At 67.9% G+C, this 15,412-nt stretch carries 12 protein-coding genes; 1 reads left to right on the top strand and 11 read right to left on the bottom strand.

Features of this window, described 5'->3' with window-relative positions:
* Positions 1-131: 131 nt before the first annotated feature.
* The 4 genes from ACTWQD_RS04590 to mtrA form a co-directional block, all read right to left on the bottom strand.
* On the bottom strand, positions 132-1,163 hold the full coding sequence (locus ACTWQD_RS04590) for a ComF family protein (protein ID WP_443195009.1): 1,032 nt from the start codon (positions 1,161-1,163) through the stop codon (positions 132-134).
* 122 nt (positions 1,164-1,285) lie between these two features.
* On the bottom strand, positions 1,286-3,007 hold the full coding sequence (locus ACTWQD_RS04595) for an LpqB family beta-propeller domain-containing protein (RefSeq protein ID WP_443195010.1): 1,722 nt from the start codon (positions 3,005-3,007) through the stop codon (positions 1,286-1,288).
* Positions 3,004-4,716 carry an MtrAB system histidine kinase MtrB gene (gene mtrB, locus ACTWQD_RS04600; protein WP_443195518.1) on the bottom strand — a complete coding sequence of 571 codons (1,713 nt, stop codon included), beginning with the start codon at positions 4,714-4,716 and terminating at the stop codon, positions 3,004-3,006. Before mtrB ends, ACTWQD_RS04595 begins: the two co-directional genes overlap by 4 nt.
* A 355-nt stretch (positions 4,717-5,071) precedes the next feature.
* On the bottom strand, positions 5,072-5,746 hold the full coding sequence (gene mtrA / locus ACTWQD_RS04605) for an MtrAB system response regulator MtrA (RefSeq protein ID WP_066432760.1): 675 nt from the start codon (positions 5,744-5,746) through the stop codon (positions 5,072-5,074).
* A gap of 155 nt (positions 5,747-5,901) precedes the next feature.
* Between mtrA and ACTWQD_RS04610 the strand changes: the two genes are divergently transcribed.
* Entirely contained in the window at positions 5,902-6,615 is a 714-nt protein-coding gene (locus ACTWQD_RS04610; RefSeq protein ID WP_443195011.1) for a DUF4166 domain-containing protein, read from the top strand.
* An 18-nt stretch (positions 6,616-6,633) separates the two neighbouring features.
* On the opposite strand, the gene ACTWQD_RS04615 is transcribed toward ACTWQD_RS04610, so the two are convergent.
* The 7 genes from ACTWQD_RS04615 to mnmA all read right to left on the bottom strand — a co-directional run bounded on the left by ACTWQD_RS04615 (position 6,634) and on the right by mnmA (position 15,327).
* Complete coding sequence (locus tag ACTWQD_RS04615) at positions 6,634-7,683, bottom strand: hypothetical protein (RefSeq protein WP_443195012.1); 1,050 nt, start codon at positions 7,681-7,683, stop codon at positions 6,634-6,636.
* A gap of 2 nt (positions 7,684-7,685) precedes the next feature.
* Complete coding sequence (locus ACTWQD_RS04620; RefSeq protein ID WP_443195013.1) at positions 7,686-8,153, bottom strand: chorismate mutase; 468 nt, start codon at positions 8,151-8,153, stop codon at positions 7,686-7,688.
* Positions 8,154-8,317: 164 nt separating this feature from the next.
* Positions 8,318-10,021 carry a dipeptide ABC transporter ATP-binding protein gene (locus ACTWQD_RS04625; RefSeq protein WP_443195014.1) on the bottom strand — a complete coding sequence of 568 codons (1,704 nt, stop codon included), beginning with the start codon at positions 10,019-10,021 and terminating at the stop codon, positions 8,318-8,320.
* Positions 10,018-11,043, bottom strand: coding sequence for an ABC transporter permease (locus tag ACTWQD_RS04630; protein ID WP_443195015.1), 1,026 nt, complete (start codon positions 11,041-11,043; stop codon positions 10,018-10,020). Before ACTWQD_RS04630 ends, ACTWQD_RS04625 begins: the two co-directional genes overlap by 4 nt.
* 1 nt (position 11,044) lies before the next feature.
* Positions 11,045-12,136, bottom strand: coding sequence for an ABC transporter permease (locus tag ACTWQD_RS04635; RefSeq protein ID WP_066432748.1), 1,092 nt, complete (start codon positions 12,134-12,136; stop codon positions 11,045-11,047).
* Positions 12,137-12,266: 130 nt separating this feature from the next.
* Positions 12,267-13,901 carry an ABC transporter substrate-binding protein gene (locus ACTWQD_RS04640; RefSeq protein ID WP_443195016.1) on the bottom strand — a complete coding sequence of 545 codons (1,635 nt, stop codon included), beginning with the start codon at positions 13,899-13,901 and terminating at the stop codon, positions 12,267-12,269.
* A 325-nt stretch (positions 13,902-14,226) separates the two neighbouring features.
* A complete protein-coding gene (gene mnmA, locus ACTWQD_RS04645; RefSeq protein WP_443195519.1) occupies positions 14,227-15,327 on the bottom strand; it encodes a tRNA 2-thiouridine(34) synthase MnmA in 1,101 nt (366 codons plus the stop codon).
* Positions 15,328-15,412 lie beyond the last annotated feature (85 nt).

The raw sequence follows: 15,412 nt of genomic DNA on the forward strand, positions 1-15,412 counted from the left end.
ATGACTTCGGTGACACGACAGCGGCACTTCCTGGGGCTGGTCTGACAGACAGTCGAGCCCCTTTCCGAGCCGCTATCGACAGGTACATCTTCTCTTGGTACCCATATTCGACGTTAGTTCATCGCTACCTCTTATTCATCCTTTTTTGGTTTATTTTTTTCCTTGACGGGGCGCTCCCCTGCTGTGGCGGGGCCGGGCGCGCCGAAGCCGGGAGAGCCGGGCGGGCGTGTCGCGGCGAGGACGACGGCGCCCCTCACCAGTGCGCCGCCGGCCCGCAGCGCGCGGGCTGCTTCGGCGAGGGTCGCGCCCGTTGTGAGGACATCGTCAACGATGATGCACGGGACGCCGCGCACGTCCGGTGCGAACGGCCCGCGGCGGACCCGCATGGATCCGCGCACCCGCTCGGCGCGCTCCCCGCGGCCCAGCCCTTTCTGGCCGGCGGATCCTCCGGGGGCCCCGGGCCGGCCGAACCGGGACCACGCCACCTGCCCCGCGCTTCCCCGCCCGCCGGTCCTGCTGCCGGCCGTCCGGCCTGTTGTCCAGCCTGTCGTCCAGCCCTTTATCCAGCCCTTTGCCCAGCCGCTCGTTCTGCCCAGGGCGCGGGCGGTGGCGAATCCGGCGTGCGGCTCCGCCCGCAGCGTACCGCGGGGGTCCAGCCTGCCCAGCAGAACATGAACCGGGCTGAAGCCCCTCCTCCGGTAGGCCCTGCCGCTGGTGGGGACGGGCACGAGCAGCACCCCCTCGCCCGCTCCGGCAGCAGCCCTCAGGGCGCCTGCAAGGCCTTTCGCCAGGACCCGCGCCAGCTGTCCCTGCCCGTGCTTCTTGAAAGACAGCACGGCTTGTGCCAGCTCCGCGCGGTAGGCCCCGGCGGCCACCACCGGCAGGAGCACCGAACCGTCCACGTCCATCAGCGCCGGAGCGTGCGCTTCTGCCCTGAACGGTGTGCGCATCAGCAGCCGGACCTGCCGTTCGCAGCCGCCGCAAAGCGCCAAGTCCTCGGCCCCGCAACAGACGCAGTCAACCGGCGCAGCAAGCGCCATCACTTCGGCCGCGGCGGCCGCGGCTCCGTCCGCCAGCCGGGCCAGCGCCCGGCGGTAGGAGCCCCGGTGCTTCGCTGCTGCCGGTGCCGCTGGAGACAGGTCAGGGTCCGCGGATACCACCATGGGACAACCATGACGCCCGGGGCGGGCACCGCGGAAGGCCCTGCACGGGCCATGTGGACAGCCGGCGGCAAGGACCGGTCACGGGTGTCTGCACGCTGCAAGGCTCCAGTGACCCGCATACCTCAGCCGGGGAAGGAGGGGTCGACCGGTCCCTTGAGCTGCGGAGACCATCCGTTGCCGAGCCGCTGGAAGATCCCTTCCGTTGATTGCGCGTAGATGTCTTCGACGCCGTTGCCGGCGCTCAGGGCGGTCAGCCCCGGCCAGGGCGCCAGCTGCAGCGGCTGCGACGAGGTGAGGAACAGGAGTTCGGGAGTGACGGCGCCGCTGGACGAGCCCCGCATCACGGCCACCGTTGTGTCATCGACCCACACACCCTGGTCCGGGTCGTTCGTGGCCAGCAGGGTCATCGGCGCCGTCAGGTCCTTGGGCGTGCCGTCCGCTGAACGGATGATGCCCGTCATCTGGACCTTGCTCTTGCCGTTCTGCTCCGTGATGATGAGGGCGCGCGTTCCCTCGCGCGAGACCCTGAACTCCTTGACCGAGCGGCCGGAAAGCCATGCCGGCGCCAGCGTCACGGCGGGAACGCTCGCGCCTTCTGCGACGCCGACAGGCCTGAAGGCCGTCATTTCCGTGGCGCCGTCGGCCCCCGGCCCGGCCGTCCAGACCCAGTCGTACCGGTCGAACGAGGGCCGGGTCAGGGTGCTTCGTGTGGTCAGTGCCCGGGCAGGCTGGCCCGGAATGATGGAATACAGGGTGCCGCGGCCGGAGCCGAGGAAGGCGGCGGACTGCGAGACCGGGGACTCTGCCGGTGCCCGGGGCCCCAGGGCCGCCACGGGCTGCATGTCCGGAAGCGGCGAGATCCGGTTGTTCTCATACCGGACCAGGTCGTTCTCGCTCACTGCGATCTGGTGGCCCGGGACGTTCTTGTCACGGATGGGAGGCAGCACCGAACCGTTGTCTTCCACGCGGACCAGGTCCTGGTTGGCACGGAGTTCGACGTTGATGACGTCGGGCTGGCTGCGGAAGGTGAGCGCAAGCTGGGTCTGCATCCGCAGCCTGTCCTCGTTGGACGCCTCGACGAGGTCCTTGGCCGTGAGGTCCACCTGGGCGGCGCCCGACACCACGGGGACGGACTCGCGGGCCAGCTTGATGCCGGAGGGGAAAGCGCTCACCACGGCACCTTTGAGGTACGGGGCCGGGCCGCCCAGCAGGGCGCTGGTCATGGCCTTGACGGTCTTCTTCTTGATGAACCAGCGGACGTCGGGCACCGCGTAGGTGAAGGAGGGATCGTAGAAGTAGATCGGATACGCCCCGTAGATGACCTTGAACGTCTCCTCCGGTATGGCCGTGCCGTCCGGAAGCTCCGCGATCCGCCATTCGCCGTCGACCTGCGTCAGCGTGGCGGGAATGTTTTCCTTGGTGCCTTCCGGCATCTGGGTCGCCACCCCGTCCGCGTCAACGGAGTAGGACACGTCCAGTTCGTAGTTGAAGACGTTTTCGACGCCGGTCGGCACCACTCTCGCCGAGCGGAAGACGAGGACGCGCTGGTCCGGCTTCCAGGTCACGGACGACGCCTGGGTGAGGTACTGGCGGGCCACCGCATAGTCGTCCTCGTAGCCGCTGCCGGCCAGGTAGAAGTCTTCGATCACCGCTTCAGGCCCGGCCCCCGCACGGGGCGCGGACGGGAAGAACACGGGAGCGTTGTTGGGGTTCCCCGCGCTCTCATCAGTGCTTTTCCCCACCGGACCCGATCGCGGGATCTGGGCGCACGATGTCAGCAGGAACAACAGGACCGCCAGCAGCGCGGCAGCGGCACGGGTGGCTTTTCGGGGGGCTCCGCTCATGGCCTCTCCTTCGTTCCGGTGTCCGCTGACGTGTTGTCCGCTGCGCGGTCGTCGGCTGGGTTGTTGTCCGCTGGTGCGGATTGGGCCGGTGACGGGTCCAGCAGCAGCATGGTCCGTTCGCTGCCCGCACCGTGGAGGCCCACGTCCACCGGCTCCAGCTGGAGCGGGGATTTGGTGATGGTGTCGCCCTGGCGCAGCGGAAGGGTGAGCCGGAAGTTGGCCCCGCTGCCCTTGCTGCCCCATGCCTGGAGCCAGCCGTTGTGGAGTTTACTGTCCTCGGCCGCGATGGACAGGCCGAGGCCGCTGCCTCCGGTGGTGCGGGCCCTGGCCGGGTCGGCGCGCCAGAACCGGTCGAACACGCGGGCGGCTTCCGCGGCGGTCATGCCGATGCCGTGGTCCCGGACGGCAACTGCCACAGCGGTGCCGTTGGCGGCCACGGAGATGTTCACCGGCCGGCCTTCGCCGTGTTCCAGGGCATTCAGGACCAGGTTGCGCAGGATCCGGTCGATCCGGCGGTCGTCCATGTCCACGATGATGCCTGCAGCGGGGGCGTTGAGCGTGACCTTGGAGCCGTACTCAGCGGCGACCGGGCCGACGCCCTCCAGCACGTGGGAAACCAGCTGCACAATGTCGCCCGGTTCGGCGTCGAGCGTTGCCACGCCGGCGTCGAAGCGGGAGATTTCGAGCAGGTCGGCGAGCAGCGACTGGAAGCGCTCCACCTGGTTGTACAGCAGTTCCGCGGAGCGCTTGTTGATGGGGTCGAAGTCATCGCGCGCGTCATACAGCACCTCTGCGGCCATCCGCACGGTGGTGAGGGGGGTGCGGAGTTCATGCGAGACGTCGGAAACAAACCGTTGCTGCATCTGGGACAGTGTGGCGAGCTGGGTGATCTGTTCCTGCAGGCTGGCAGCCATGTGGTTGAACGATGCACCCAGCCGGGCCACCTCGTCCTCGCCTTTGACCACCATCCGCTCCTGCAGCTGGCCCGCAGCCAGCTTCTCCGAGACGAGCGCGGCGTGGCTGACCGGGCTGACGACGTTGCGCGTGACGTACCAGGCCACGGCGCCGATCAGCAACGCGAGTACCGCGCCGCCTGCCAGCAGCACGTTCTGGATCTCATCGAGGGTCTTTTGCGCCGTGTTGAGGTCGTAGATCAGGTACAGCTCGTACACCGTGCCGTTGAACGTGACCTTGTTGCCGACGGCGATCCCGGGCCGGTCCTCGGTTCCCACCGGGAACTCCGTGGAGGCCCAGAACTGCTCTTTGCCGGAATCCTGGACGGCCTTGCGCAGCTCGTCTGGAATGACGCTGATGGTGAGCTGGTCGGACGCCCGCGACTCCACCCAGCGGTTGCGTGGTTTGGTCTGCTCCGGCATCGCCTCGAAGACGTAGCGCCGCTGGATCACGGAACCGCGGCCCTCCACGGCGTTCAGGGTGTCGTAGACCAGCGTGATGACGCTGGACTGATCGGTGACTTGCGCGCCGTCGAACGTGTCCTGGACCTGCTTGACGTTATAGCGGGTCTCCGACTCCGCCTGGGCGAGCCGTTCCTGAAACAGGTTGTTGGCAATCTGGTTGGACAGGTAGGCCCCGACGACCGCGAACGACGCGATCGCCAGCATCAGCGTCGTCAGCACGGTCCGGAACTGCAGGGACCGCCGCCACTTGCGGTGCAGTGAGCGGGCCAGGTAGCGGATGCCCGGCAGCATGCTGCTGGCGCCGATCCGGACCAGCCGCGCCACCCGCACGCCCACAATCCGCGCGCGCTTTACCCAGATCCTGGTGCGGAAGCCCAGGGCATTCCAGCTGGCGAGGAACCCACCCTCACGGTGGGCGGCCGGGTCCAGGGCTGGTGCTGGTACGGGTGCTGGTGCGTCTACACCGGTTGCCGGTGCACCGGGCGCGGGCTCGACGGGGGCCGGGTCGACAGTTGGGTGCTCAGCGGCTGCGGGCGCGGCGTGCCCCGGCTCGCGGAGGTCAACTGAGGTGGCGGCGGCCTTCCCGGGAACGGCCCCACCTGCAGGGGCGCTCACCGGCCCCCCTGCGGGATGTCCCTCCGCCGGGTCAGGAACCTGCTTTGTAGCCGACACCACGGACCGTCAATACAACTTCGGGGGCTTCCGGGTCGCGTTCGATCTTTGACCTCAGCCGCTGGACGTGGACATTGACCAGCCGCGTGTCGGCGGCGTGCCGGTAGCCCCAGACCTGCTCCAGCAGGAGCTCCCGGGTGAAGACCTGCCAGGGTTTGCGGGCCAGCGCCACCAGCAGGTCGAATTCCAGCGGTGTCAGCGAGATGCGTTCTGTGCCGCGGCTGACGAGGTGCCCCGCGACATCGATGGTCACATCGGCGATGCGCAGAGTCTCGGGCGCCTTCTGGTCGCCGGGACGGAGGCGGGCCCGGACGCGGGCGACGAGTTCGGCCGGCTTGAACGGCTTCGGGACGTAGTCATCGGCCCCGGATTCAAGGCCCCGGACGACGTCGGACGTGTCGGCTTTGGCGGTGAGCATCACGATCGGCACGTCGGATTCGCCCCGGATCTGGCGGCAGACCTCAATGCCGTCGATGCCCGGAAGCATCAGGTCCAGCAGCACGAGGTCGGGCTTGGCGGAGCGGAACACTTCCAGCGCCTGCCCGCCGTCAGCGCAGAAGACGGGTTCAAAGCCGTCGTTGCGCAGCACAATACCGATCATCTCGGCCAGCGCCTCGTCATCGTCCACTACCAGAATGCGTGCCTTCATATGTATATATTCCCCTATCGAAATGGCTTTGTCGTATTCAGCGCTGCCCGGGCATGGCGCCCGCGCCGGAACGATTGCGGCCCGGCGCACAAACTATAGGCTGGTCCCACGCCCGGACCGCTGGGTGCGGAACACCTGGCTGGAAGGAATTGTCTGTGAGCACCCCTATTTATGAACGTGCACTCGGCGCCGGCTTTACGCGGTTGCAGCCGGAGCTGCAGGACTACTTCTCGCTGGCTCCCGGATCGGGCCACTACGGGGTCGGCGAGGGCGTTTTCGACGTGGTGGGCTGCCGGCAGGCGTGGCTCCGCCCGCTGCTGCGGCTCGCCAGCTCCGAGGAGTCCTTTTTCCCCGAATACGGCGAGGGCATCCCGTTCCGGATCGAGAACCACGCCCATCTGGACCCGTTCGGCCGGTCCAGCCTCACCGCCCGGCGCGAAATCTTCTTCCCGTCCACCACCCGGCTGTTCCACGACACCACGAGCTTCGAGGAGTCCGGCCGCCGGCACGGCCTGGTGGATTACGTGGGGCGGTACCGGCGGATGGTCACCGACCTCAACCTAAGTGTCACCGCCGGGGGCCGGTTGCGCGGGGTTTCGGAGGCTTCGCGGCTCTTCCTGGGACCGCTGCGGATTCCCCTGCCGGCCGCCCTGGATGCCAAGGCGTACGCCGAGCAGTGGTGGGCTGCGGAGGAGGGCCCGGCCGGGAAACACAGGATCCAGGTGAAGGTGATCCAGCCGCAGCTGGGGCTGGTCCTCGTCTACGCCGGGCATTTCGACTACCGGCTGGAGCCCTATCCCGGCGGACAGTCCAGTCCCGGCTACCTTCCGGACCGCGCCCGGCCGGACCGCTGGGAAGCCCGTATCTGACGTACGCCGCCGCCGGCGCTAGCCGAGAGCGAGCTGGTTGAGCCCGTCGGCGACCTTGGTGAGCCGCGCCAGCACAGCAGTCGCCGCCGACGGCGAGTGCCTGGCCAGCCCCTCTGAAGGCGTCACCCGGACGCCGGCGAGGGCGGAGGCCGGCAGCCCCAGCTGGCGCCAAGGCCGCCAGAGAGTTTCCACGACGTCGGCCACTCTCGGCGGCGCGGCGGAGGGGTCTCCGACGTCGAGCACGCCGGCCCACAGCCGTTTGCCCGACTCCACCGCGGCCGCAAGCTGTTCCCACTGCCGGGACGTCAGGGCGCGCAGGGGCACGGCGATCCCGTCGGCGCCGGCCGCGAGGATCCGGTCGAAGGGCGCTTCGATTTCCGGGACGGACACCACCACCTCGGCGGCGCCGGCGGCCCGCAAGGCGTCAATGACCAGTTGCCACGAGTCGGTGGCCTCCCGGCCCGGCACGGAGCGCAGGGTCCGATATCCGCTGGAGGTGGGAATGGTGCCGCCCAGCACCGAGGCAATTTCGGGCTCGTCGACCTGGACCACAATCCGGGCCCCGGGGGCCGCAGCAGCCACCCGGCGGAGGTAGCCGCCGGCCCCGGCCGCCAGCGAGGCCGCAAGGTCCCGGCGGGCACCGTGGTCAATCAGGGCCCGTTCGCCATTGTGGAGGTGCAGGCCCGCGGCGAGGCTCAGGGGTCCGCGGAGCTGGACCTTGATGTCCGCCGCGGGCGTGTCCTCGGCGCCGATAACGTCGGCGAGGATGTTGATGTCGGTGGACAGCGCGGACTGGGCGCGCCGGGAATCCTTGCCCGGCCGGTCCACGATCCGCCAGCCGTAGGGCTGGACGTCCACGGCGAGGTCCACCAGCAGCGCGGCCGTCCGTCCCAGCGCGTCGGAGCCGACGCCCCTGTCCGGCAGTTCGGCGAGGAACGGAAGGTGGGGGCTGCCCAGCTCGCCGCGGATGATGCGCGCGGCCTCCAGGGGGTCCTCGCCAGGCCAGGTGCCCAGGCCGGTGGCAGTGACCTGCTCCGGCTGCGCGGCCGGGAGTGGTGTCTGTGCCACGGCTAGGCGGTGGCGGAGACGGCCGGGCCGGCGGCGCCGGGTACGTCGCCGCCGGCTTGCGGGCGCACGGAACCGGCGGTCCGGGGCTCTGTGGCCAGGGCCGCCTCGTGGTCCTCAGCGATGGCCTCATGGTGCCGGATCACTTCGCCGATGATGAAGTTGAGGAACTTCTCCGCGAAAGCCGGATCCAGGTGGGCCTCCGCGGCGAGGCGCCGCAGCCGTGCGATCTGCGCCGTTTCCCGGCCGGGGTCCCCGGCGGGAAGTTTGTGCGCGGCTTTCAGGAAGCCCACCTTCTGGGTCGCCTTGAAGCGCTCGGCGAGGAGGTACACGAGGGTGGCATCGATGTTGTCGATGCTGGAGCGGATCGAGAGCAGCTCCGCCATCACCGCAGGATCCACCTGACCGGCCAGCGAACTGGCCCCGGGGTCATACGAATCGGCGTCGGGAAGAGTCTGGTTCTGCTCGGTCATTGCTCCAGTCTAGGGGCACCGGCGCCCATCGCTTCCGCTGTTACGCGTCGCCGCGTCGCTGCTGCCGGCGGTTGTTCCGGCGCGGCCGGCGGGACGAAAAAGGGACATGCCCGCCGTTCGGTGCGAACGGCGGGCATGTCCCCCGGGGCTGCGGGCCGGATGACTCAGCTGTGCAGCACGGCGCGGAATTCCTCCCGGCGCCGGGCCTGCTCGTCCGGGTCCGGAACGGGCAGGGAGGCGATCAGCTTCTTGGTGTACTCATGCTGCGGATTGCCCATGACCTGGCTGCCGAGGCCCTGTTCCACCATCTTGCCCTTGTACAACACGCCCACCCAGTGGGACAGGATGTCGACGACGGCGAGGTCGTGGCTGATGAACAGGGCGGCAAAGCCGAACTCGGCCTGGATCTCCCTGAACAGTTCCAGCACCACCGCCTGCACCGAGACGTCCAGGGCCGAGGTCGGCTCGTCGGCGATCAGCAGCTTGGGGTTCAGGATGAGTGCCCGGGCGAGGGAGGCACGCTGCCGCTGCCCGCCGGACAGCTCATGCGGGAACCGGTCGGCGTAAGCGGCCGGGAGCTGCACGGCTTCCAGAAGTTCCCGGGTCCGTTGCCGGGCCTGGGCGGGGGTGGGCTTCGTGTGGATGACCAGGGGTTCTGCGATGCAGTCCCCGATGGTCAGCTGGGGGTTGAAGGACGCCGCCGGGTCCTGGAACACGAACCCGATCTCCTTGCGCAGCGGCTTGAAGGTGCGCTCCTTCATGGTGAGCATCTCGTAGCCCAGCACCTTCAGGCTGCCGCCGGTGGTCCGGTTCAGGCCCGCGATGGCCCGCCCGATGGTGGTTTTGCCGGATCCGGACTCCCCCACGAGGCCGAAGACTTCCCCCTCGGACAGGGTGAAGTCGACGCCGTCCACAGCCTTGAAGGCGGGGCTCCCCAGGCGTCCGGGGTACTCGATGGTCAGGTTCCGGGCCTCCACGAGCACTTTGCCGCCCTGGTGGGCCCGCTGGGTCATGCCGTGGGAGGCGGAGTTCCTGCCCAGGTGCGGGACTGCGGCCAGGAGTTTCCTGGTGTAGTCCTGCTTGGGTTCGGCAAAGAGCACCCGCGACGGCGCTTCCTCCACGACGTCGCCCCGGTACATCACCACGACCCGGTCGGCGAGGTCCGCCACCACGCCCATGTTGTGCGTGATGAGCACGATCGATGTCCCGTACCGGTCGCGGAGGTCGCGCAGCAGGTCGAGGATTTCGGCCTGCACCGTGACGTCCAGCGCGGTGGTGGGTTCATCGGCCACGATGAGTCCCGGGTTCAGCGCCAGCGCGGCGGCAATGACCACGCGCTGCTTCTGGCCGCCGGAGAACTGGTGCGGGTAGTAGTTGACCCGCGTTTCCGGGTCCGGGATGCCCACCTTGCGAAGCGCCTCGATGGCCCGGGCCTTGGCGTCCTTCGCACTGACCCGTTTTCCTCCGGCACGGCCGGAGTGGGCGCGGATGCCCTCGGCAATCTGCCAGCCAACGGTGAAGACGGGGTTCAGGGCTGTCGACGGTTCCTGGAAGACCATGGCCACGTCGCGGCCCCGGATCTCCCGGAGCTTTGCCGGGCTGACACTGATGACGTTGCTGCCGTTGATCAGCACGGCACCGGAACTGATGGCGGTCTCGGGCAGCAGTCCGAGGATGGTCTTGGCGGTGACCGTTTTCCCGGAGCCTGACTCGCCCACAATCGCCACCACCTCGCCAGGTTTCACTTCGAGGCTGACGTCCTTGACGGCGTACACATCCCCGGCGTCGGTGGCGAAGGTGACCTTGAGGTGGTCGATGTCGAGGACCGGGCCGGCGCCTGTGCCGGGCTGGTCGATGTTGATGGTCATGAGCTGCTCACTTCTTCGTCACGTGCCGCCGGGGCGCCGGAGGTGGGCAGCGGGCCGCCCTTTCCGGAGGCAGCCTTCTTGCGGCCCCGCAGGCGGGGATCGTTGAGGTCGTTGATGCTTTCGCCCACCAGGGTCAGGCCGAGGACGGTGAGGACGATGGCAAGGCCTGGGAACACGCCGGTCCACCAGATCCCCGAGGTCGTATCCGCGAGGGCCTTGTTGAGGTCGAAACCCCATTCCGCGGCCGAGGTCGGCTCGATGCCGAAGCCAAGGAAGCCCAGGCCGGCCAGGGTCAGGATGGCCTCGGAGGCGTTGAGGGTGAAGATCAGCGGCAACGTGCGGGTGGCGTTTTTGAAGACGTGCAGGCGCATGATCCGGATGTTCGAGGCGCCCACCACCTTTGCCGATTCCACAAAGGGTTCCGCCTTGAGCCGGATGGTCTCGGCCCGGATGACGCGGAAGTACTGCGGGATGAACACCACCGTGATGGAGATGGCCGCGGCGAGGATGCCGCCCCACAGGCTGGACCTGCCGCCGCTGATCGCAATCGCCATGACGATGGCGACGAGGAGCGGCGGGAAGGCGTAGACGGCGTCAGCGATGACCACGAGGGTGCGGTCGAGCCCGCCGCCGATGTAACCGCTGACCAGGCCCAGTGCCACACCGATGAAGATCGACATGATCACCGCCACGATGATCACCAGGACGGCGGTCTGTGCCCCCCAGACAACACGGGAAAAGACGTCGTAGCCGCCGACGGTGGTGCCCATGAGGAACTTCCCGCCGGGAGGCTGCTGCGCCGGGAAGTTGCCGTCGGCGTCGGAGATCTGCGAAAAGCCATAGGGCGCGATCAGCGGCGCGAAAACCGCGGTCAGCAGGAAGACCGCGGTGAGGACGAGGCCCGCCACCAACATGCCGCGCTGCAGGCCGACGCTCTTGTTGAAATGCGAGATGACCGGCAGGCGCCGGAACCAGGGGTCCTTCGGGTCCTTGACGGGTTCAGTTACGGCAGTGGTGGTCATATCAGTACCTCACGCGGGGGTCGATCAGCGCGGCGACGATGTCCACGAAGAAGTTGGTCACGGCCACGATCACGGCGAGGAGCACCACGATGCCCTGGACAGCCACGAAGTCGCGTGCCGTCAGGTAGGTCGCCAGCTGGAACCCGAGGCCCTTCCATTCGAAGGTGGTCTCGGTCAGGACCGCACCGCCGAGCAGGACGGCGATCTGAAGTCCCATGACGGTAATGATGGGGATGAGTGCCGGCTTGTAGGCGTGTTTGGTCAGCAGCCGGTATTCGCTGACGCCGCGGGAGCGGCCGGCCTCGACGTAGTCCTTGCCGAGCGTGCCGATGACATTGGTGCGGACCAGCCGCAGGAAGATCCCGGCGGTCAGCAGCCCCAGTGCCAGGGCCGGCAGGACGGCGTGGGCCATCACATCGGCCAGGGCGGCCATGTTGCCGCTGCGGATCGCGTCCAGCCAGTAGATGCCCGTCGGGGCCTCGAGCGAGGTCAGGGCCAGCTCGGTGGCAGGCGTCGCCCTCCCGGCGACCGGGAGCCAGCCGAGCCAGACCGAGAACGTCAGCTTGAACAGGAGCCCGGAAAAGAACACCGGCGTGGCGTAGCAGAGGATCGCGAAGACGCGCAGCCCGGCGTCGGGGCCCTTGTCGCGGCGGTGTGCGGCGATCAGGCCCAGCGGGATGCCCACGGCCAGGGCCACCAGCAGGGCGTTGATGGTCAGTTCCAGGGTGGCGGCCCCATAGGTGGCGAGCATCTCGGCAACCGGCCGGTTGTCCGAGAGGGTGGTGCCGAAGTTGCCGGTGATGAGCTGGGCCAGGTACTCGAAGTACTGCACGAAGATGGGCCGGTCGTAACCGGCGGCGGCAATGCGTTCCTGCAGCTGCTCCTGGGGAAGCCGGCCGCCCAGGGCAGCGGTGATCGGATCGCCGGTGGTGCGCATCAGGAAGAACACCATGGTGACCAGGATGAGAATCGTCGGGAAGATCAGGAAGAACCTGATCAGGATGTAGCGGCCCAGTCCCCCACCGGACGTTTTTTTCTTTATCGGAAGAAGGCCTTCGCCGTCTTCCGGCGGTGCCTCGATAAGTGTTGTCATTGGTACCTAAATGTGTGTTCCGGGAGCCTTGTGGGCTGCGGAAGCTGTTGTCCTGTACCCGTGCCAAAGGCGGGGCGCCGTGGTGGCGCCCCGCCTCGTCGGCTGGTCAGAACCGGATGGGGAATACGACCTACTTGGAGATGACACCAAGGCGGGTCTTGAAGGAAGCATCGAGAGTCTGGTCGACACCCTTGACGTCCGCGCCGGCCACCATGAGCTGTGCGCCCTGCAGCAGCGGCAACGTGGACAGGTCCTTGGCGACGGCCTCCTGGGCCTCGCCGATGACCTTCTCGCGCTCCGCCTTGTCAACGGTGGTCAGCTGCTTGTTGATCAGCTCCGTGACGGCGGGGTTCTCGTAGTGGTTGCCCAGGAAGTTGCCCGGAACGAAGAACGGCGTGAGGTAGTTGTCGGCGTCGGAGTAATCCGGGAACCAGCCGAGCTGGTAGACCGGGTAGGCGTCCGCCGTGCGGTCTTTGGAGTAGGTGACCCACTCGGTGGACTGCAGGTCCACCGTGAACAGGCCCGACTTCTCCAGCTGCTCCTTGACCATGGCGTATTCATCGCCCGAGGACTTGCCGTAGTGGTCCGGGTTGTACTGGAGCTTGATGTTGACCGGAGCCGTGACGCCCGCGTCGCTGAAGACCTGCTTGGCCTTCTCGAGGCTGGGCTTGCCGCTGCCGTCGCCGTACATCTCCTTCAGCGGCTGGGTGGCGCCGACGAAGCCGTCCGGCACCACGGAGTAGGCCGGCAGGTAGGTGTCCTTGTAGACCTGGGTCGCGATCGCGCCGCGGTCAATGACGTGGGCCATGGCCTGGCGGACGGCCAGCGCCTTCGCCGGATCCGCGTCGGGGGCCTTGGCGCCGAAGGGCATGGTGTCGAAGTTGAACACGATGTAGCGCAGCTCGCCACCCGGGCCCTTGTGCACCTTGACCTTGGAATCCTTCTCGAGGTCCGCGGCGTCGGTGGCCGTCAGGCTCCGGCCGGCGACGTCGATGTTGCCCTGCTGGACGTCCAGCTTGAGGTTGTTGGAGTCGGCGTAGTACTTGATGGTGGCGCCGCCGTTGGCGGGCTTGCCCAGCAGGCCCTGGTAGTCCGGGTTGGGCTTGAGGCCGACGAGTTCGTTCTTCTTGTAGCTCTCGATCGTGTAGGGGCCGGCAAACGGCTTGCCCTTGACGATCTCGTCGTCGGACATCAGCTTGTCCGCCGGGAAGACCTCTTCATCGATGATCGGGCCGGCGTTGGCGGCGAGGACGCCCGGGAAGACCTGGTCGTTGGCGGCCTTGAGGGTGAAGACCACGGTCGAGTCGTCCTTGACGGTCACCGAATCGAGGTTGCCCAGCAGCGAGGCCGGGCCGTTGTCGTCGGCGATGCTGACGACGCGGTCGATCGAGAACTTCACGTCGGAGGACGTCAGTGCGTGGCCGTTGGCGAATTTCAGGCCGGGCTTGAGCTTGACCGTGTACTCGGTGGGGCTGGTGAAGGAGGCAGACTCGGCAATGTCGGGCGTGGAGTCAGCACTGCCCGGCTTCGAGTTGAGCAGGAACGGGTAGATCTGGTTCATCACCATGAAGGAGCCCGCATCGTACGACCCTGCCGGGTCGAGGGTGACCACCTTGTCGGTGGTGCCGTAGGTTATGGTGCCGCCGCCGGCGGCGCTGCCGGTAGCCGTTCCGCCGCCGGAGGGGCCGGTGCAGGCGGTCAGTGCGAAGGCGGATACCCCGGCGAGCGCGATGGCGCTCTGCAGGGCTTTTTTGTTCATTGCCATCTGTGAACTTTCTGTTCGATGAGTACTAGTGCGCAGCCCGGTAGTGCCTAAGTCGACTCGGGGGCAGAACACTGTCCTGATGCCTCGATTCAACCAGACGGATGCCCGGTGAATCGTTACATCTTGTGAGTTGAGACACAAAATTTACACGAACGGGCAGAACTCATCGTGATCTTCGCCGATTCCGTGCGAATTTCGACACCCGGGCCCGGCCGTCGGCTCCCCTGCACGGGGACCTCCGCCGCGTCCGGGCAGCAAAAAACCGCACGCCGGCGGCGTGCGGCTTTTCCGGGCCTTGACCGCCCTAGAGGGCAGCCCGATTACCCTAGAGGGCAGCCCGCTGGAGCGAGCGGGCGGCGTCGATGGTTGCCTGTCCCAGCACACGGCTGCCCTGGTACAGCACCACGGTCTGGCCGGGGGCCACGCCGCGCAGCGGCTCGGCCAGGGTGACCACCAGGTTGCCGCCGTCGAGGTCCATGCGTGCCGTGGCGGGCACGGGGTCACCGTGTGCCCTGACCTGGGCGTGGCAGTCGAAGTCTTCGCCGGTGCCGACCTCCGCGATCGGCAGGCCCGCCCAGGAGACCTTGATGCCGCGGATCTCGTCGATGGCCAGCAGCGCCTCGGGACCCACCACCACCTTGTTTTCCTTCGGCCGGATCTCCAGCACAAAGCGCGGCTTCCCGTCCGCGGCAGGAGTGCCCAGCTTCAGGCCGCGGCGCTGGCCGACGGTGAAGGCATTGGCGCCGGGGTGTTCGCCCACCTTCGCACCGGACTCGTCCACAATGTCACCGGTGGTCATCTCGATTTTCTCGGCCAGCCAGCCGGCGGTGTCGCCGTCGGGGATGAAGCAGATGTCATGGCTGTCCGGCTTGTTGGCCACGGACAGGCCGCGGCGTTCCGCCTCCGCGCGGACCTCGGCCTTGGACGGCGTGTCCGCCAGCGGGAACATGGAATGCCGCAGCTGCTCGTGGGTCAGCACCCCGAGGACGTAGCTCTGGTCCTTGGCCCAGTCCGCGGCGCGGTGCAGCTCCGGGTTCCCGTCGGCGTCCTTGATCACCTTGGCGTAGTGGCCCGTGCAGACGGCGTCGAATCCGAGCGCGATTGCCTTTTCCAGCAGCGCGGCGAACTTGATCCGCTCGTTGCAGCGCATGCACGGGTTGGGCGTGCGCCCCGCGGCGTATTCATCGATGAAGTCCTGGACCACGTCCTCCTTGAAGCGCTCGGAGAAATCCCACACGTAGTAGGGAATTCCGAGCACGTCGCAGGCCCGCCATGCGTCACGGGAGTCCTCGATGGTGCAGCAGCCGCGGCTTCCGGTGCGCAGGGTTCCGGGCATCCGGGAGAGCGCGAGGTGGACGCCGACGACGTCGTGTCCCGCCTCGACGGCGCGGGCTGCGGCGACGGCGGAATCAACGCCGCCGCTCATGGCTGCAAGAACTCGCATACTGACTTTCCGTGGGGTATGGGGGGTCAAAGCAGGCACCGGCGGCTGCCGGATGCAGAAATAGCAC

Source organism: Pseudarthrobacter sp. 1C304, assembly GCF_052245515.1.
In the GTDB taxonomy this organism is placed as follows: Bacteria; Actinomycetota; Actinomycetes; order Actinomycetales; family Micrococcaceae; genus Arthrobacter.